We start from the raw sequence: 18,833 nt of genomic DNA on the forward strand, positions 1-18,833 counted from the left end.
CTCACCGCGCATCGCCGCGCAGCCGCGCGGCGACGGCGCGGTAGCGCGGATCGCGTTCGACCAGCGGCATCGACACGACGCGTCCGGCCGGCAGCGCGAGCAGTTCGCGCACGATCGCCGCGCCTTCGTCGACGTCGCCGAGCCGCAGATGGATCTCCGCGAGCGTCGCCGGATAGTACGGCCCGTCGACCGCGTCCTGGCTCACGGGCAGCAGATCCACGGCGCGCTTGCCCGAGCGGATCGCGGCATCTTTTTCGCGCAGTCCGGCCTGGGCGAGGCCGAGGAGGCTCACGACGGCGGGATTGTCCGGCTGCGCATCGAACATCGATTGCAGCAGGCCGCGCGCGACGCCGTACTCGCGTTGCGCGCCGGCTTCGTCGCCGCGCGCCTGCAGCGCCTGCGCGCGCAACAGGCTCGACGGGACGTAGCCGGGCGTCCACGGCGCTTCGATCAGGGCCGGCGCGCCGTCGAGGATGGCGATCGCCGCGTCGAAGTCGCTCGCCGCCCACGCGGCGGCGAAGCGCAGGGCCGACGCGAGGCCTTCGGGATCGACGCCGGGCGGTATCGCGTCGAGCGCGCGCCGCGCGCGCTCGACGTCGCCGCGCAGAAGGATGCAAAGCCCTTGCGACAGCGATGCGGCGTAGCTGTTCGGATTGACCGCGCGCGCGCGGTCGTAGGCCGCTTCGGCTTCGTCGTAGCGGCGCAGCATCGTCAGGCTGTCGCCGAGCAGCGCCGGAAACTGCGGGTTGCGCGGATCGAGCACCGACGCGCGCTCGTAGCCGACGAGCGCCGCCTCCCAGCGGCCGAGCCGGCGATCGACGTTCGCGATCGACGCGTTGACGTCGGCGTTGTTGGGCAGGTCGCGCCGCGCGCGTTCGAACTCGGCCAGCGCCGCGGCGTAGTCGCGCCGCCCGTAGTAGTGCGCGTAGCCCATCGCGACGTGCGCGAGCGCCAGGTCGGGTTCGAGTTCGAGCGCGCGTTCGGCGGCGACGCGGCCGGCCGCCGCGCGTTCCGGCGTGTGATCGATGTCGAGCCAGTACGCGTGGCTTTCCAGATACGACAGCCGCGCATAGGCGAGCGCGAACTTCGGATCGCGCGCGATCGCCTTCGCATAGAACTCGCGCGCGATCGCGGTCGATCCGGCCGGGCTCGTCGCGTTGCCCGACTCGATCTGCAGCGCCGCGTATTCGGCCTGGAGGAACAGGTCGTACGCGATCGCGTCGCGCGTGGGCAGGCTCGCCACGCGCGTGGCCTCGCTCGGCAGGAGCTGCGCCTCGAGCGCCGCGGCCACCTGTTCGGCGACGTCGCGCTGCACTTCGAATGCCTGATCGAGCGTGCGCGTATACGACTGCGCCCACAGATGGTCGCCGTTGCGGCCGTCGATCAGCTGCACGTTGATGAGCACCTGGTCGCCGGAACGCTGCACGCTGCCTTCGAGCACGGTCGCGACGCCGAGCTGCGCGACGATCGCCGGCAGGTCGTCCGGATGGCTCTGGTAGTGCTCGGTCGAGGCGCGCGATACGACGCGCAGCGCGCCGATGCCGGCGAGCTTCGTCAAGATCGTTTCCTGGATGCCGCTCGCGAAGTACGCGTTGCCGGGATCGGCGCTGAGGTTTTCGAACGGCAGCACGGCGACCGATCGCGGCGACGGCCCCGTCGCGGTCGCCGGCGGCTTCGGCGCTTGCAGGCGTATCGCGTCGCGCCACACGACGATGCTCGCGATCGCAATCGCGAGCGCCACGAGGCCGGCCGCGACGAATCCGATCGAGCGCGGCGGCGGCGCGTTCGGCGTCATGCTTGCCCGATCCGCCGCGGACGTCGCGCGCGGACCGGGTTCGGGCGTCGCGACGGGTTCGGCCGGCACGACCGCTTCGGGCGCGGCCGGCGCGGGTTCGTGCAGCGGCGCGATGAAGCGATAGCCGTGGCCGCGCACCGTCTCGATGTACTGCGGCGCGTCGCCGGTATCGCCGAGCGCCTTGCGCAGCGCGGAGAGGTTCCACGTCAGGCTGTGCTCCTCGACGATCGTGTCGGGCCACAGCGCCGCGATCAGCGCGTCGCGCGAGCGCAGGTGCCCGGCGTTTTCGATCAGCGCGAGCAGCAGGTCGAAGGTCTTGCGGGTCAGCGCCACGTCGGCGCCGTCGCGGCGCAGCCGGCGCTCGGCGACGTCCAGCTCGAACGGGCCGAAGACGTAGCGCGTGCCGCTCTCGGGCTCGGGTTTGCGGGTCATCTTCAGGCGGTACCGCGGTCTCACACTCAAATCACACGCAATTTACACGCCCCTGGGAGGCGAGAGTAGGAGGGCCGTCCCGATACTCGCCGCCGCCTCGCCTCGACGCGAGAGCGACGAGAAACACCATCGGGAGGGTTGCGCTTGAACGTTCAGAAGTTTTCCGCTTGCCTGATTCTCTGCGCCGCGAGCATCGGTGCATTCGCAGCGCCCCGCGGCGCCTGCACGTCTATCCGTCCATCCGTCTGTACGTCGAGCGTCATGTCGACGCTCGGGGTCGACGAATGGTGGGAGCAGAAGGTCGGTGCCGACGACGGCGCGGCCGGCGACGTGTTCGGCTTTTCCGCCGCGATCGACGGCGACGTCGCGCTGATCGGCGCGGCGCAGGGCACCGCCGCGCCGACCGGCACTTCCAACGGCGGCCCCGGCGCGGCCTACGTTTACACGCGCACGGCACGGCTGTGGTCGTTCGCGCAGAAACTCGTGCCGAGCGACGGTACGGACGACGACCAGTTCGGCTACGCCGTCGCGCTCGACGGCGACACCGCGCTCGTCGCGGCAGCCTTCGGCGACGTCGGCAAGAACGTCAACCAGGGCGCCGTCTACGTGTTCACGCGCGGCCCCGGCGGTTGGACGCAGGTGCAGAAGCTCGTCGCCGACGACGGCGCGGCCGGCGACCAGTTCGGATGGTCGATCGCCGTCGACGGCGATCTGGCGATCGTCGGCTCGCGCGGTTCGGACATCGGCGCCAACGGTTCGCAGGGCGCGGCCTACGTGTTCGCGCGCGCCGGCGGCACATGGACACAGGCCGCGAAACTCGTCGATTCGGCCGGTGCCGCGAACGACCAGTTCGGTTACTCGGTGGCCCTCCACGGCACGACGGCGCTCGTCACCATACCCAACGGCGACGCCACGCAGGGTGCGGCGGTGTTCTTCGACGGTGCCGGCGGCACGTGGACGCAAGGCCAGCGCATCGCGGCCGACGACGGCGTCGCGGGCGAAAACTACGGCTATTCGGTCGCGTTCGACGGCACGACGGCGCTCGTCAGCTCGCCGTTCGCGACGGTCGGCAACCCGTTCCAGGGCGCGGTCTACGCGTACGAGAAGACCGGCGGCACGTGGACGCAGACGCAGAAGCTCGTCGCCGACGACGGCCAGTTCTTCGACGTGTTCGGCATCGCGCTCGCCGTCGACGGCGACGACGCGATCGTCACCGCGCCGTTCTTCGATGCGAGCAACGGCACCGCGTACCGGTTCGTGCGCAGCGGCGGCACGTGGACGCAAGCCGACAAGATCGTCCCGGCCGACGCCGTGTCGGGTCAGGGTTCGGCGTTCGGCTATGCCGTCGCGCTGTCGGGCGGCAGTTTCGTGGTCGGCCAGGCGCTGGCGAACAACGGCAACGCGTACCAGGGCGCGGCCTATTTCTACGAACCGGCGCCGACCGACGCGATCTTCGCGAACGGGTTCGAAGCGGCGCAGTAAGCGGCAAGGCCCTGCCGGCCGGGCCGGCAGGGCGACGCGCGTGATCATGCCGCGCGTCGAAATACGGGAAGTCAGGCATGAACGCCAGCCACGACTTCCTCAACGCCCGTGGTGCGGCAACCGACGCGCCTTGCGGTATCGCTCGCGAGATCGAGCACGAGCAGACCGTTCCGGTGACGATCGCGCGCGAAACGATTCTCGCGTGGTCGGCCGCGCGCGATATCGAGCGGCTCGGCGCACTGTGCCGGCTGATCCAGGCGCCGAACGTCGCGGTCGAACCGCCGCTGTCGTTCGCCGAATACGCCGGCATCGTGCTGCCGTATCTGCGGCGCTGCATCGACGAAGATCCGCGCGGCGAATGGGCCGAGTCGCGCGCGTCGGCGGCGACGACCTTCCGCCACTGGTTCGCGTGGCTGTGGCGTCATCGCGCACGCTGGCAGAGCGAGCTGTTGCGGCTCAAGGCGTGGCTGCACGAAACCGTCGCGGCGGCCGACGAGGCGACGCGCGCCTGCCTCGTCGCCGCCGTGCTCGAACCGCTCCTCGACGATCCGGCGATCGCGCGGTATTTCGCCGACTGGCGCGCGATGCCGGCAACGGCGCGGGCCTACGCCGATGCGTTCCGCCGGCGCGAGACGCGACGATTGATCGATGCGGCGTGATGCGGGCGTATCAGCCGGCAGTCCCGCGAACCACCGCGAACTCCCGCGCATTCTCATGCCACCGCGGCGTATCGAGAATGCGCGGGATCACGTCTTCGGTGCGGTCGACGAGCGACCACATCTGCCCGTGTTCCGGATTCATGAACCGCTCGTCGATCACCTGCTGCATGAACGTCTGCAGCGGCGCGTAGAAGTTCTTCGTGTTCAGCAGAATGATCGGACTGAAGTACAGCGCGAGGCGCTTCAACGTGATCGCTTCGAACAGCTCTTCGAGCGTGCCGCAGCCGCCGGGCAGCGCCACGACCGCGTCGGAACCGGTCAGCAGCCGATGCTTGCGCTCGCGCATGTCCTCGACGATTTCGAGGTTCGCGATGCCGGGGTGCTGCCATTCCACCTCGGTCATGAAGCGCGGAATGATGCCGATCACGCGACCGCCCCTGGACAGCGCGCCGTCGGCCACCGCGCCCATCAGGCCCGCGCCGCCGCCGCCGTAGACCGTCGTGTAGCCCGCGTCGGCGAGGCGCGCGCCGAGATCGAACGCGGCTTCCTTGTAGATCGGGTCGACTTCGTTGCTCGACGCACAATAGACGCAGATGCGCATGATCGTTCCGTGCCGAAAAGATCGCGCATTCTACGTCACGCGCCTGTCGCCGCCGCATCGACGCCGGGTGCGCGTCAGGCCGTTCTGGCCGGCGCCGGCAGCACGACCGCGCCCGGAAACTCGCGCGCGGCGGCGGCCGGGTCGGCGATGCCGAGCGCGTGCCGCCCGAACGCGTCGAGTCCGTCCGCGCCGCCAATGCGCCGCACCTCGACGAGCACGCGCACCAGCCGCCCGAACGTTGCCGCGAGCCGGCGAAACAGTTCCGCGTAGGCCGCGCGCGCGGCGTCGGCGAGGTCTGCGTAGGCGCGGCTGCCGAGGTCGAAGAAATAGCGCAGGCTCACGAGCCGCCGCTGCGCCTGTTGCGGATACAGGCCGGCGATCAGCAGGCATCGGTCGCCGACGTCGCGCAGGTTGTCGCGGCGCGAGACGCCCGCGTCGTCGAGCGCGGCGAAGTAGTCGAGCGCGAGCACGTGGCCGCCAAGGCCGGCATCGCGCAGGTGGCGCATCAGGAGGAAGACGAGATACGCCTCGATCTCGTCGTCGAGCGCTGCTGCGCCGCGCCGCTGCGCCTCGCGCACGAGGTCGTGCCATAACGCGGTCGCCGCGGTGTCGGTGAGGATCGTGCTCATGGCGCATCTCCTGCCGTTTGGTGTTTCATACAGCAAGAGACGCGCCACGGGCATGCGACGGTTGTGAATATTCGCCAACGCGCGACTACTGGAAACCGTCCGCGAAGATGCGGTCGGTGCAGTCGAACACCTGGCGCGGATCGATCACGACGTGGAAGGTCGTACCGGCAGGCAGCGCGGAATAGCCGAAGATGCGCCAGGTGCCGTCGCTGCCGTAGTAGACGTCGTGATTGCCGACGACGGTCGACCCTGACCACAGCCGCGTCGTGTTCACCTGCGCGCACGGCACCCCGTTGAGCAGCGGGTGATCGAGCACGATCGAACTCGAGCCGCCGGCCGCCGACACGCGGAACGCGTTCGGGCTTTCCGGCTGCGCGTAGACGTTGAAGCCCGCGTTCGCCGGCATCGTCGCGCCGCCGCTGTCGAGATTCGCGATCTGCCAGCGGCTCGTCGCGCCGGAATAGACGAGGCCGATCGGATGCGCGTTGTAGATGCCGCTGCCGGCGCTCCAGTTCTGCGTCGCGAGCACGATGTAGCCCGGCACGTTGTTGGTCGATCCGCTGTCGATTTCCGTGAAGCGCCCGACCGTGTTCGCGGCCGTGGAGACGTGGCGGAACGAGCCGCTGCCCGGTGCCGGCGCGAAGACGTTGAACTTCGCGCCGCCGGGCATCGGCGTGGCCGCATCCTCGTTGAACACGCGCCAGCGCGCCGACGCGTAGTACACGCCGAACGGCTGATCGTTCGCGACGCCGGGACCGGCGAGGTTGCCGCCGAAGTTCGGCGTGGCCATGAGGTTCGCCGCGCTCTGCGCGTTCGCGCCCGGGTGATCGAACGTGCTGATGTAGCTCGACGTGTTCGCGGGCGTCGCCGTGTGCCGGAACGACAGGTCGCCGTATTCGTACGCGCCGATATCCGCGTCGTCGCCGCCGCCGGCCTCCTTGATGCGGCGCAGACCGTCCGCGTCGACGACGGGCAGTCCGTTGAAGATCAGGCCGAAGCCGAGCGTCGCCGTGTCGGCCGCGTCGATCGCCGGCGACGTCGCGGTGAGGCGCGGCGCGGTATTGCTCGCCAGCTGCGCCGCCGCGGTGATCGTGTGCGCGCCGGTCGCGACGCTCGTCGCGCCGTTGAGCAGGTTGTAGTCGTTCGCGAGGTCCGGCGTGAGCGCCGCGTTGAACGACAGTGTCGTATTTGCAACGACGAGATTGTTCTTCACGAGGCCTGCGATCGCCGCGCTCGCGCTCGTGCCGCCCGACCACTGGCTCGCGAGAATGCCGTAATTGCAGCGCGAAATCGTGTTGTTCACCGCCTGCGCGTCGAGCGTGCCGTTGTTGACGACGAGGCCGATGCCGGTGCCGCCGTCCGGCGCGCAGACCAGCACGTTGTTGTACAGCCGTGCCGCGTAGTTGCTCGCCGTCGACGAGAACAGGCCTTCGGACACGTAGATGCCGGCGCGAAAGAAACCGCCGCGCACCTCGTTCGCGTGCGCCTTGAACGTGCCGGCCGCGTTGCCTGCGGCGTCGAGCAGGATGCCGGCGCCCGATACCGCGGTCGGCGACGTATTCGTCACGCGGTTGTACAGCGCGCTCGCATCGAGCGTCGCGCCGCCGCTCGCGGCGAATTCGACGAGACCGTTGTTGAGGCCGAGCGGCCGGCCGCTGACGCGGTTGTCGTAGACGGTCGCCTCGACCGTGCCGCCGTTCGCGGCGACACGGATGTACGACGCCGCGCCGGCCGGCGTCTGCGTCAGCGTCATGCGGCGCACGTCGTAGCGCGCGGTGCCGGTCCCCGCGTAGGCGAGCCAGACATAGCCGTCGGTCAGCGTCAGGCCCGAGAGATTGACGGTCAGGTCGCCCGCGATCGCCGACGAGCTGACGACGATCCAGCGCGTTCGCGCGAGCGACGGGTGATGGCCCGCGCCGGCGCCGAGCGTCAGGCTGCGGTTGTACAGGTTCAGGTTTTCGTCGATCGGCGTGTCGGTGACGATATCGATCGCGCGGCCGTCCGCGACGCCGTCGATGCACGCCTGCAGCGTGGCGTTGCACGGCGGGGCGCCGGGCCAGTTCACCGGCGGCGAGCCGGCGTGCGCGGTGCCTGCGAGGACGGCGAGCGCCGCGGCGATGGTGCGAGCTTGCATAGCGTGTTTCCTCCTATTCGTGCCGGTTGAAGCGCGAAACGGGGGAAACGCAGGACATCGGTTATGGCTTGAACGAGGCTCGTTCGTCGCGCAGCGCGCGCGGGCGGTACGCAAGATCGGCGAGGCGTGCGTCGGCGGCGGCGAGCGCGGCAGTGCGTTCCGCGACGCCGGCGGCGCAGCGCGCGAGCACGAGATGCGCGCCGGCGGCGTCCGGGCGTTGCGTCAGACCGCTGCGGTCGAGCTGTTCGGCGAGCGTGCGTACGCGGTCGAGGTCGACTTTGCACCGGTCGGCCGCGCGTGCGCGCAGCAGCGCGAGTTCGACGCCGGCGCGATTCGGATTCGCGCTCGGCAGGCCCTGGTCCGCCGCGGCGAGCGCCGCGGCCGCTTCGCGCTCGGCAGCGTCGCGCTCGCCGAGCGCGAGCAGCAGGCGCGCGCACGCGGCATGTGCCTGCGCCGCGTCGCCGCTGTTCGCGCCGAGGCGCGCGTCGACGATCGCGAGCGCGTCGACGCAGGTCGCACGCGCGGCCGGATCGCCGAGCTCGTACTGCGTCGCGGCGAGGCCGAGCTTGCCGACGCCGATGAGGTAATGGTCGGCACCGAGCGATTCGGCGACGATCGCGAGCGCTTCGCGCTGGTCGGCGAGCGCCGTGTCGAGATCGCCGGCGAACCGCTCGAACGACGCGAGGTTGTACAGCATCGTCGCGACCGTCGGATGCTTCGCGCCGTACGCCTTGCGCGAGACGGCGATCGCTTCGCGCGTGCGTGTGATCGCCGTCGCGGCATCGCCCTGCCGCCACGCCAGCGCGCCGAGCGAGTTGAGCGTGTTGGCGACGTCGGGATGCGCGTCGCCGAACGTCGCGCGCTGAATCGCCAGCGCCCGCGCAAAAAACGAGGCCGCTGTCGCGCGGTCGCCCGCGCGGCTGTGTGCCACGCCGAGTTCGAACAGCGTCTGCGCGTAGTCCGGATGGGTCTCGCCGAGCAGCTCGTGTCGCGACTTTTCCGCTTTCTGCAATATTTCCATCGCTTCGGCCGCCGCGCCGCGCTGCAGCAGCACCACCGCGAGATCGTGCTCGATGCGCGCGGTCGCCGTGTGTTCCTCGCCGTGCAACGAACGCGACAGATCGAGCGCGGCGCGCAGGTTCTCCTCGGCGCCGGGCAGGTCGCCCGCGCGAAAACGCACCGCGCCGAGCGCGGCGAGGTCGCGCAGGCGCGTCGCGTCGTCCGAACCCGCCTTGATCGCCTGGTCGAGCAGCTTGCGCGCCGCGTCCGGCTGGCCGCGTTCGACCAGCACTTCGGCCAGCCGTACGCGCGCTTCGCCGCGGCTGGCCGGCGCGTCGTCCTGTGCGAGCGCCGCGCGCAGATCGGCTTCCGCGGCGTCGAGATTGCCGTTCGCGGCCCGCACGCGGCCGAGTTCGATGCGCGCTTGCGCGGCGACCTCGCCGCTCGCGCCGGCCGCGACCGCCGCCTGCGCGAGCGCCGCCGCGCGATCGAGCGCGCCGAGCTGCCGGTATGCGGAAGCGAGCGTGGTGGAGAGTTCGGCTTCGAGTTCCGGATGTGCCGCCAGCGTTTCGGCGAGCCGCGCCTCGCCGCGCTCGACGAGTTCGCGCGCGCCGATCGCGCGGCCCTTGCTCTCGTCCGGCGTGACGCCGTCGAACAGCGCGAGCACGAAGTTTTTCACCGCGCCGGCGCGTGCCGCTTCGGCCTGCGCCGCGAGCGCCGCCGCCTGCGCGCGTCGCGATTCGTGCAGCGTCGCGACCGTGCCGGCGACGAGGCTCGCGACGACGAGAACGGCCGCGACCGAGCCGACGCGATGGCGCGCGAAGAACTTGCGCAGGCGATACGCGACGCTTGCGCGGCGTGCGGCGATCGGGCGCGCGGCGAGATGCGCGCGCACGTCGGCCGCGAGCGCGGCCACGCTCGCGTAGCGGCGCTGCGGTTCCGGCGCGAGCGCGGTGGCGACGATCGTGTCGAGATCGCCGCGCAGCCTGGCCGCGAGCACGCGCGGCGTCGTGCCTCGCGCCCGTGCGAGCGCCTCGCGCGCATCGTGGCGCGCGTACGCGCCGGACGGCAGCCGTTCGGTCGCTTCGGTGCCGGGGCGCGGGCGCGTGCCGGCGAGCAATTCGTGCAGAAGTACGCCGAGTGCATAAATATCGACGGCGGTGGTCGCGACGCCGCCGGCGAATTGTTCCGGCGCGGCGTAGGCCGGCGTCAGGCGGCGCAGGCCCGTCTGCGTGTCGCCGTCGCGCTCGGCCTCGTCGAGCAGCCTGGCGATACCGAAATCGAGCAGCTTCGGCCGGCCGGCCGTGTCGACGAGGATGTTCGCGGGCTTCAGGTCGCGGTGCACGATCAGCGCGCGGTGCGCGGCGTCGACCGCGTCGCACACCGTCAGGAACAGCTCGAGCCGCGCGTCGACGGTCGCGCATCTCGCATCGCACCAGTGCGTGATCGCTTCGCCGTCGACGAGTTCGAGCGCGAACCACGGCACGCCTTCGGGCGTGAAGCCGCCGTCGATCAGCCGTGCGATCGACGGGTGCTCCAGGCGCGCGAGGATGCGCCGCTCGCGGCGAAAACGCGCCTGTTCGGCCGGATCGCGCAGCCCCACGCGCAACAGCTTCACCGCGACGCGCTGCGTGTAGCCGTCGGCGTCGCGCTCGGCGCGATAGACGCTGCCGCTGCCGCCTTCGCCGATGCGCTCGACGAGGCGATACGGCCCGACCTCACGCGGATCGTGACCGTCCGGCACGGCGATCAGCGCTTCGGCGTAGTTCGCGCTGCTGCCGTCGAGAAAGCCCGCTTCGTCGCCGCGCGCGAGCAGTCGTTCGAGCAGCGCGCGCAACTCGTCGTCGGTCACTTCGCGCGCGAGAAACGCGGCGCGCTCGCCGGGTGCGAGATCGAGCGCGCGGTCGACGAGCGGGGCGAGCTCGCGCCAGCGGGCCGCGACCGGATCGGTCACGGCGCGACCGCGAGCGCGTGATGCAGAAACAGCCGCGCCTTGTTCCAGTCGCGCACGACGCTGCGCGAGGCGACGCCGAGCACCGCGGCGACCTCCTCGACCGACAGTCCGGCGAAGAAGCGCAGCTCCACCACGCGTGCGAGCCGCGCGTCGAGGTCGGCCAGCCGCGTCAGCGCCGCGTCGAGCGCGACCATTTCGCCGGCGATGCAGTCGACCGGCAGTTCGGCATCGGTCCAGTCGAGCGCCGCCTGGCCGCCGCCGCGCTTCTGCGCGCCGCGCCGGCGCGCGTGGTCGACGAGGATGTGACGCATCGCGGTGGCCGCGTAGCCGAGAAAATGGGCGCGGTCCTGCCACACGGCGTCGCGCTGGTTGACGAGGCTCAGGTAGGCCTCGTGCACGAGCGCGGTCGTCGACAGCGTGTGCGCGCCGTCGCCGGCGAGATAGCGGTGCGCGAGCTGGCGCAGGCGGTCGTAGACCTGCGGCAGCAGTTCGTCGACGGCGCGACGGTCGCCGTGGCGGGCACGGCCCAGAAGTTCGGTGACGCTGGCGGTGGCGACGAGCATGTCCGGATCGTACGCGGGCCGACGTTCGCGGTTCGCCGGATACGCCACGCTCGTGGCGGAAGCGCCGCACGCGTGAAATGCGAAACGCATCACACTTTCATCGGCGCGGCGGCGTCGCCGCGGCGGCCTACACATTTCTCCCTGTAAAAAATCCAACGAGTTCGCAAATTAAACGTTCGTTTTGCACCGCCGGACTGAGCCGCGAGCGCGCATCGTTGCGCGTATTTTCATCGAGCGGGACGCCGCGCCAGCCGCCCCCGCGACGGAAAGGTCATGCCGGAAACGACGACGATCGACATCGCCGCACTGCGCTTCGGCGCCTTCGTGCTCGACGGCGCCGCGCGCGAACTGCGCCGCGACGGCGCGTCGCTCGTCGTGCCGCGGCGCGTGTACGACTGCATCGAATATCTCGTGGCGAACCGCCAGCGCGCGGTCGGGCGCGACGAACTCGTCGAGCACGTGTGGGGCCGTGCGAACGTCTCCGACGTGCAGCTCGGCCAGATCGTCGTGCAGGCGCGCCGCCTGCTCGGCGATGACGGCCGCGCACAGGCGTGCGTGCGCACGGTGCCCGGCTACGGCTATCGCTGGGTTGCGCCCGTCGAGCCGGTCGACGCGCAGGCCGAATCCGTGCCGGCGACGACCGTGCCGGCGCTCTTCGTGCCGGCGATCGCGCAGCCGGAACCCGTGCCGGCAACGCTGCCGCTCGATGACATCGGCGACGCGCCCGCCTCCGGCGACGCGTCGCCGCGCGCGCTGCACTGGACGTCGGTCGTCACCGCCGTCGTCGCCGTGCTGCTCGCGCTTCTGGTGATGGTCGCCGCGCGCTACGTGCCGCCGCCGCGCGAACTGCCGGCCGGCGCCAATCCCGTGCTCGTCACGCCGATCGAGATCGGCGGCGACGTCGGCGCCGACAACCGCTGGATGCGCCTGGGTCTGATGGACCTCATCGGCGAGCGTCTGCGCGCCGCCGGCGTCGCGGTGGTGCCGAACGAAAGCGCCCTGGCGCTGCTGCGCGGCATGTCGGCCGACGCCGACCTCGTCGCACTCAAGCGCCGCGCCCGCGTCGGCATGGTCGTGCGGGCGCGCGCCGAATCCGGCCCCGACGGCTGGCGCCTGTCGGCCGAGGGTCTCGCCGCCGACGACACGCGTTTCGAATTCGCCGCGACCGACCGCGACGCCGTACGCGCCGCGCAGCATCTGGCGCATCGCCTGCTCGACGACTTCGGCCGCGACCACGGCGGCGTCGACGCGCGCGAAAGCCAGGCGCGGCAGGTGCTGCAGCGCGCGCAGGCGGCGATCCTCGGCAACGATCTCGACGCCGCGCGCGACATCCTCGCGACGGCGCCGCAGCTTGCGTCGCTCGAACCGCAGCGCCGCTACCGCCTCGCCGAAATCGACTTCCGCGCCGGCCGGCTCGCCGAGGCCGACACGGCGCTGACGGCGCTCCTGGCTGACGCCGACGCCGCGTTCCGTCCGACCGTGCTGAATCTGCGCGGCGCGGTGCGCGTGCGCAACGAGCAGTACGCGCTCGCGCGCGTCGACTTTCAGGCCGTCATCGACGCCGCGGGCGACGCGACCGATCCGGTCGATCTCGGCAAGGCGCTGATGGGCCGCGGCATCACGATCCTGTTCAGCGAAGCGCCCGAACGCACCGCGGGGGTCGCCGACCTCGGCCGCGCGCGCACGCTGTTCGACAACGCCGGCGACCGGCTCGCCGTCGCGCGCGTCGACGCGAACCTCGGCGCGGCCGAAGTGCTGCACGGGCGCCACGCGAACGCGCTCGCGCACTACGCGGCGGCGGCGCAGCGGTTCGAGGAGCTCGGCGCGGTCAACGAGTCGATCACGAACCTGTCGAACATGATCGACTGCCAGCGCAAGCTGCTGCGCTGGCACGACGCGCTCGCCACGAGCGAACGCGCGCGGGCGCTGCTGCCGCGCGTGGTCGACCCGAAATGGCGGCTCGATCTCGCGCAGCGGCACATCGAAGCGCTGCTCGGCGTCGGCCGCCTCGGCGACGCGCTCGCGCTGCTGCCCGAACTCGACCTGCCGGTGGAACCCCGGCACGCGTTTCTCGCCAGCCGCGGTCGCGAACTGCGCGCGGAACTCGCCTGGGAACTCGGCGACGTCGCGGCGGCGCTCGACTTTGCGCGCGCCGCGCTCGCGCAGCGGCCCGCGCACGATTTCTGGCACGACGAAGAACTCGCGCTCGGCATCTACGTGCGCGCGGCGATCGCGCGCGGCCTGCGCGACGACGCCGACCCGATCGTCGCCGCGCTCGCCGCGCGCGTGCGCGACCCGGCCGCCGACATCGAGCCGCGCCTGCGCATCGCCTATGCCGAATGGGCCTATGCGCTCGGCAGGCGCAACGAGGCGCTCGAACAGCTGCGCATCGCGCAGGCGCACGCCGAGGCGCGCGGCGTGCCGATCGACGTGGTCGCGGTCGCCGCCTCGCTCGGTCCGATGCTGCTGCGCGAAGGGCGCGTCGACGAATCGGCCGCGGTGATCGGTCGCGTCGCGGTGTGGGCCGACCACGACTTCACCAGCGCGGTGCTGCAGGCGCGCCTCGTCCGGCAGCACGCGGGCGCCGACCGCGGCGACGCGGCGCTCGAGCGCGTGCGTGCGCTCGCCGGCGAGCGGCGCATACCGGCCGAACTCGTCGCGCGCAGCCTCACGCGCGCCGAGTAATCCGTTCGGAGCGTCGTCGGAGCGCGATCGGAATGACCGGAGAAACCGCCGCGGGCACGCTCGCGGCGCGATGCGTTGTCATCGCACAAGTGCATAACGGGAGCTGTGGAACAGGGAAGATCGCAACGACGCCACCACCTTTCGGGAGAGAAGCATGCAACGTTCATTGCTGTCGATCGGATTGACGCTGACCCTCGCCGCGCTGCTGCCGGCCGCCGCCGGCGCGCAGACCGACCCCGCGCTCGAGACGCGCATCGCGTCCGAGGCCGCCGCGCTGCGCGCCGAACGCGCCGCGTATCCGGCGTCGTTCAGTGCCGCCTACAAAGCCTATCCGACGCTCGCGCGCGGCCAGCTCGAAGCGCTCGCGTGGGTGCAGACGCGCTGGAGCACGCCGAGGTACGACAAGGGCGACAACCATCTCGACCTGCCGCGCGCGTACGGCGTGATGGGCCTGTATCGCGGCGAAGGCTTCGACGACCAGGTCGGCCGCGCGGCACGGCTGCTCGGCGTATCGGCGCAGGCCGTGATCGACGATCCGCGCCTGAACATCCTCGGCGCCGCGGCGCTGCTCGACGCGGCGAAGGCGTCGGCCGGCAAGGGCGCGAGCGAAGCGGCCGTGCTCGCCGCGTATGCCGGCTTCGCGCCGGCGAAGGAAAGCGCGCTGCAGTCGTTCGCGCGCGAAAGCTTCGCGTACGACGTGCTGTTCGCGCTCGACCGCGGCGTCGACGACGACGGCGTGCGCGTGCCCGAGCGGGCGATCGAGTGGGAACGCGAATTCGCGCCCGACGCGCTGGTGCGCCAGAAGGCGCCGTTCGTGCGTCTCGACGCCGCGCGCGACCGCGTCGAGACGAGCGACTACTTCGTCGACCCGCAGACCGAAACGCTCAAGCCGCAGGTGCCGGCCGCGACCGAAAGCACCGACTACGGCCCGGCGTTGTGGGTGGCGTCGCCGTACCACTCCACGCGGTCGGCCAACGCGAGCGCGGTGACGATCCACACGATGCAGGGCAGCTATTCGGGTTCGATCTCGTGGTTCCAGAACAACCCGAACTCGGTCAGCGCACACTATCTCGTGCGCAGCTCCGACGGCCAGATCACGCAGATGGTGCGCGAAAACCGCGCCGCGCATCACGTGCTGTCGCACAACGGCTATACGCTGGGCATCGAGCACGAAGGATTCGTGAACAATGCGAGCTGGTATACCACCGCGATGTACAACGCGTCGGCGCTGCTGACGCGGCACTTCTGCTCGGCGTGGTCGATCAACTGCGCGACGGCGTACAACGGCAACGCGTCGAGCGGCGCGAACGTGCTGCCCGACAGCGTGCGCATCAAGGGCCACCAGCACTATTCCGGCAATACGCACACCGATCCCGGCATCAACTGGGACTGGCGCCGCTACTACACCCTGCTCAATCCGGGCAGCGGCGGCACGACGCGCGTGTTCGACACGTTCGAGGCGAACGAAGGCCACTTCACGAACAGCCCGACGTATTCGGGCAGCACGGTCGGCATCGGCGCGGATTCGGCGTCCGAGCGCATCTGCACGACCGCGCGCAACGGCAGCTGCTCGGAGCAGGTCAAGCTCGTCGACGACACGGCGACGACGGCCGCGTGGTCGGTGCGGTTCCTCTCGGGCGGCGGCGCGGCGGGATCGAACACGAGTTTCTCGCGCGACGGGCAGGTCGGCTTCTGGGCGTACACCGGTGCGACGGGCGTGACCGTGGCGGTCGGCGTCGACGACAGCGACGGCACGGAGCAGTCGACGTACAAGACGCTGCCGGCGAACACGTGGACGTACGTCGAATGGTCGCTGACCGACGCGAACCAGTGGAACGCGTGGGTCGGCGGCAACGGCGCGATCACGGCGGCGAACGTCACGCTCGATGCGATCTGGATCGATCACGCCAACACGGCGTACACGATCTATGTCTACATCGACGACGTGCAGTGGCAGTCGAACTGAAGTAAGGCGAGCCGGAAGAAAGGACGCGATGTTCTTTCTTCCGGCTCGCGCTGTTCAGGTTTGCAGTTCGGCGATCTGCTTGTCGATTGCCTCGACGAACGCCTCCGGACCGGGCCACGACGTGATGCGCCCGATCTTGCGCGCGCCGCGAAACACGAAGAACACCGGAATGCCGTGCAGGCCGAAGCGATGCGCCATCGCCTCGTCGTCGTAGACGTTGTCGTGCAGCCAGCGCACGGCGGGCCAGTGGAAACGGTCGGGCCGCGCGAGCAATGCGCGCTTGGCGATGTCGCAGTTCGGACAGTCGCGGCCCCACAAAAACAGGATGGTCAGCGGCGGTGCGTCTTCGTCGAGCACGGCGTCGAGCTGCGCGCTCGTGACGGCGCGCATCGCGAAGCGGTCGAAGAAATCGGGAACGGCGCTGTCGCTCATCGAACGATCCGCATCGCGGGGAAGACGCGCAACGAGTGGGTTCGCGCGACGGCGAATTCAAGCGTCCGCATCGCGGGCGGCGCGCTTCTCGCGCGACAGCAGCCACAGCCACGTCGCGACGGCGACGGCGACGCCGCAGATCGGAACCAGCGCGGCCGTGATTCCGAGTCCGGCGAAGCGGCACAGGATGCCCTCGGCGTTGAATTCCTTCGGGCAGACGAGAAACGACAGCGTGTCGAAGTGATGGATCGCAACGATGAGCGCGAAGAACGTCGCGACGAGCGTGGCGGCGAGCCCGGCGAGGAGTTTCATCGAGCGGCGGCACGCGTATCGGCTGAGAGGTTCGCGATCATGCCTGATTTTATGCTTCGCGACGCCGACTCTCGTGCCGGCCCTATCGCGTATAGACCGCAAGATCGCTCGGCGTGCCGACGATGAAGCTCCGGCCGGTGCAGGAAAAACCGCAGGCGCGCAGTTCCGATTCCGTATGCAGCTTGTGCATGGCGGCGGGTTGTTCCCGTGACGAATCGTGCGGATGGGAATCGGGCTCCTTCAGCAGCACGTCCGTGTCCGGCCAATCGGGCGCGGCGAGTTCAATCGACCAGCCGTCCGAGGTGTACAGCGGCAAGCCGCCGCCGGTCAGGCCGGCGACGCGCAGCGTCTTGCCGGCGAGCGGGCCGATGCCTTCGGCTTCGAGCAGTTGTTGGTCTTCCCAATAGTCGCTCGGGTCGCGCGCGATCTTTTCGCCGGTGCGGCAGTCGATGACGCTGCGCCCCGACGCGGAAACGACGAGCAGCAGCTCCGAGTCGCGGTCGAAGCCGGCCGCGCGCAGGCCGCCGACGGCCATGACGGTCGAGCGGCGCCAGGGCGCCGGCGGAAGCACCTTGGGGAGCGCGCGCAGGCGTGCTCTGAGCAATGCATGCTGATCGGCCGGCATTTCGCGACTCGCGTGGATGTGTGCGGTGTTCCGACTATGTCGACAACCGCGATGCCGCCGCAACTCACTCGCCGGCGCGCGCCAGCGCCGGAACCTCGGTAGCGTCGTCGGCGCGTTCGCCCGCCTTCGCACCGCGCCGCTGCGCCCCGCGTACCCGCACCGCGCGCTTCTTCGCCCAGATCACGAGGCCCGTGATCGACAGCATCGCGACGATGAGCCCCATCGCCGAAATCAGCACGCGCCCCGGGATGCCGAGTATGCGTCCGGAGTGCAGCGGAAACTGCGCCTGCATGAAGATGTCGCCCGCGCTGCCGGTGCCCGGCACGAAGCCGCCGGCCGGCGCGCCGTCCTTGCCTTCGAAGTACAGCCACGGGTTGCCGAGGCCGCCGTCGCCGTGGTCCTGCCCGAGTTCGAAGAAGCCGATGCCGTAGGTGCCGTAGTACGAAGCGTAGTAGATCGCGCCCGCCGACGCGGTCCACCCGCGCTTCGCCGCTTCGGCACGTCCGATCGCCAGCGCGCTTTCGCGTGCGATGCCCGGCGCGATCGGTTTGTCGAGATCGTTCGGCGTGCGGTCGGCGTAGATGTCCGGCGACAGCGGCGAGAACCACGACACCACCGGCCGCATCACCTGCGCGCCGAGGTTCATCGACACCGCCGTGACCGCGAGCACGAGTAGCAGCAGCCATACGATCACGCCGCCGGAGCGGTGCAGGTCGAAGTTCAGCACGTGGCCGCCCTTGCGCCAGCGGAACGCGAACGACCTGCGCCACAGGCTCCACTTCGGAAACGACAGCCACAGCGCGACGAAGCAGTCGAACACCCAGACGATCGCGATGATGCCCATGAACCACAGACCGAGCTCGACGCCCCAGCCGTCCGGGATGTGCATCGTGTAGTGCAATTTGTACAAAAACGGCAAAAGGTTCTCGCGCGTCAGCGAGATGGCGCCCCAGAACCGCTTGCCCTGCACCTCGCCGGTAGCGGGGTCGAGCGCCACCTGGTTGAAGTCGAGATCGAACGCCTTGCCGGTGGCCGGATCGATGCGCGGATCGACCGACATCATCAGCGTATGCCCCGGTTCGGTCGCGAGCGGCAGGTAGCTCACCCGCACGCGCGGGTCCGACGCTTCGTACTGCGCGGCGAGCTCGAGCGCCGGACGCGCCGTCGCTTCGGCGCCGCTGCGCGCGTGAAACAGCTGCGGATTGAGCCACTCGTCGAGCTCGTGATCCCACGAGATCACCGCGCCGGTCAGGCCCGAGACGATCAGGAACAGCGCCGCGGCGAGGCCGAACCAGCGATGCAGCAGGGTGAGGAATGGGCGCATGGTTCGTTCAGGGTATTGCGAATCATTCGCATTGTAGTCCGCATGCGCCCGTAAGCAAGGTGCTGCGACTTTCGGCCCAGGCGACTGCGCCCTCGGTCGGTATCCGCCGCACGCGCCTGAACGCCGCGCGCAGCTTCCGCGACGGCGCCGCGGCGCCGCGAGCGAAAGTGTTGCCGGGCGCGCCGCCGCTGTGTCTAATCGGCCGGCGGGCTCAGCAACGCGGACGCAACGTGCGTGACGC

Annotated in this window: 14 protein-coding genes; 4 read left to right on the forward strand and 10 right to left on the reverse strand. The window is 70.6% G+C overall.

All coding sequences use genetic code 11. From position 1 onward, the window contains the following. Position 1: 1 nt before the first annotated feature. Positions 2 to 2,227, reverse strand: coding sequence for a winged helix-turn-helix domain-containing protein (locus OD750_RS12810; RefSeq protein WP_263545625.1), 2,226 nt, complete (start codon positions 2,225 to 2,227; stop codon positions 2 to 4). A gap of 261 nt (positions 2,228 to 2,488) precedes the next feature. On the opposite strand from OD750_RS12810, the gene OD750_RS12815 reads away from it, so the two are divergent. Together OD750_RS12815 and OD750_RS12820 are read left to right on the forward strand one after the other, a co-directional pair. Next, on the forward strand, positions 2,489 to 3,709 hold the full coding sequence (locus tag OD750_RS12815) for an FG-GAP repeat protein (RefSeq protein ID WP_263545626.1): 1,221 nt from the start codon (positions 2,489 to 2,491) through the stop codon (positions 3,707 to 3,709). Between the two features lie 77 nt (positions 3,710 to 3,786). After that, positions 3,787 to 4,368, forward strand: coding sequence for a hypothetical protein (locus OD750_RS12820; protein WP_263545627.1), 582 nt, complete (start codon positions 3,787 to 3,789; stop codon positions 4,366 to 4,368). Between the two features lie 10 nt (positions 4,369 to 4,378). On the opposite strand, the gene OD750_RS12825 is transcribed toward OD750_RS12820, so the two are convergent. The 5 genes from OD750_RS12825 to OD750_RS12845 all read right to left on the reverse strand — a co-directional run bounded on the left by OD750_RS12825 (position 4,379) and on the right by OD750_RS12845 (position 11,338). After that, a complete protein-coding gene (locus OD750_RS12825) occupies positions 4,379 to 4,969 on the reverse strand; it encodes an LOG family protein (RefSeq protein ID WP_263545628.1) in 591 nt (196 codons plus the stop codon). A 74-nt stretch (positions 4,970 to 5,043) separates the two neighbouring features. After that, entirely contained in the window at positions 5,044 to 5,598 is a 555-nt protein-coding gene (locus OD750_RS12830) for a hypothetical protein (RefSeq protein ID WP_263545629.1), read from the reverse strand. An 85-nt stretch (positions 5,599 to 5,683) separates the two neighbouring features. Next, complete coding sequence (locus OD750_RS12835; RefSeq protein WP_263545630.1) at positions 5,684 to 7,732, reverse strand: DUF7452 domain-containing protein; 2,049 nt, start codon at positions 7,730 to 7,732, stop codon at positions 5,684 to 5,686. Between the two features lie 61 nt (positions 7,733 to 7,793). Next, positions 7,794 to 10,685: a protein kinase domain-containing protein gene (locus OD750_RS12840; RefSeq protein ID WP_263545631.1), complete on the reverse strand. Its 2,892-nt coding sequence runs from the start codon at positions 10,683 to 10,685 to the stop codon at positions 7,794 to 7,796. Further along, positions 10,682 to 11,338, reverse strand: coding sequence for an ECF-type sigma factor (locus OD750_RS12845; RefSeq protein WP_263545632.1), 657 nt, complete (start codon positions 11,336 to 11,338; stop codon positions 10,682 to 10,684). The genes OD750_RS12840 and OD750_RS12845 overlap by 4 nt, the downstream gene beginning before the upstream one ends. A gap of 183 nt (positions 11,339 to 11,521) precedes the next feature. Between OD750_RS12845 and OD750_RS12850 the strand changes: the two genes are divergently transcribed. Together OD750_RS12850 and OD750_RS12855 are read left to right on the forward strand one after the other, a co-directional pair. Continuing rightward, positions 11,522 to 13,933, forward strand: coding sequence for a winged helix-turn-helix domain-containing protein (locus OD750_RS12850; protein WP_263545633.1), 2,412 nt, complete (start codon positions 11,522 to 11,524; stop codon positions 13,931 to 13,933). 154 nt (positions 13,934 to 14,087) lie between these two features. Continuing rightward, positions 14,088 to 15,899 (forward strand): N-acetylmuramoyl-L-alanine amidase, encoded by a 1,812-nt coding sequence (locus tag OD750_RS12855; protein ID WP_263545634.1) that lies wholly within the window; start codon positions 14,088 to 14,090, stop codon positions 15,897 to 15,899. A 54-nt stretch (positions 15,900 to 15,953) separates the two neighbouring features. Here OD750_RS12855 and OD750_RS12860 read toward each other — a convergent pair whose 3' ends face one another. The 4 genes from OD750_RS12860 to OD750_RS12875 all read right to left on the reverse strand — a co-directional run bounded on the left by OD750_RS12860 (position 15,954) and on the right by OD750_RS12875 (position 18,592). After that, a complete protein-coding gene (locus tag OD750_RS12860; protein ID WP_263545635.1) occupies positions 15,954 to 16,331 on the reverse strand; it encodes a YbbN family protein in 378 nt (125 codons plus the stop codon). Positions 16,332 to 16,388: 57 nt separating this feature from the next. Then, a complete protein-coding gene (locus OD750_RS12865; RefSeq protein ID WP_263545636.1) occupies positions 16,389 to 16,643 on the reverse strand; it encodes a hypothetical protein in 255 nt (84 codons plus the stop codon). A gap of 82 nt (positions 16,644 to 16,725) precedes the next feature. Further along, positions 16,726 to 17,268 (reverse strand): hypothetical protein, encoded by a 543-nt coding sequence (locus OD750_RS12870; protein ID WP_263545637.1) that lies wholly within the window; start codon positions 17,266 to 17,268, stop codon positions 16,726 to 16,728. A 64-nt stretch (positions 17,269 to 17,332) separates the two neighbouring features. After that, entirely contained in the window at positions 17,333 to 18,592 is a 1,260-nt protein-coding gene (locus OD750_RS12875) for a PepSY-associated TM helix domain-containing protein (protein ID WP_263545638.1), read from the reverse strand. Positions 18,593 to 18,833: the final 241 nt, after the last annotated feature.

It is taken from the genome of Tahibacter soli, assembly GCF_025717065.2.
GTDB classification, from domain to species: Bacteria; Pseudomonadota; Gammaproteobacteria; order Xanthomonadales; family Rhodanobacteraceae; genus Tahibacter; species Tahibacter soli.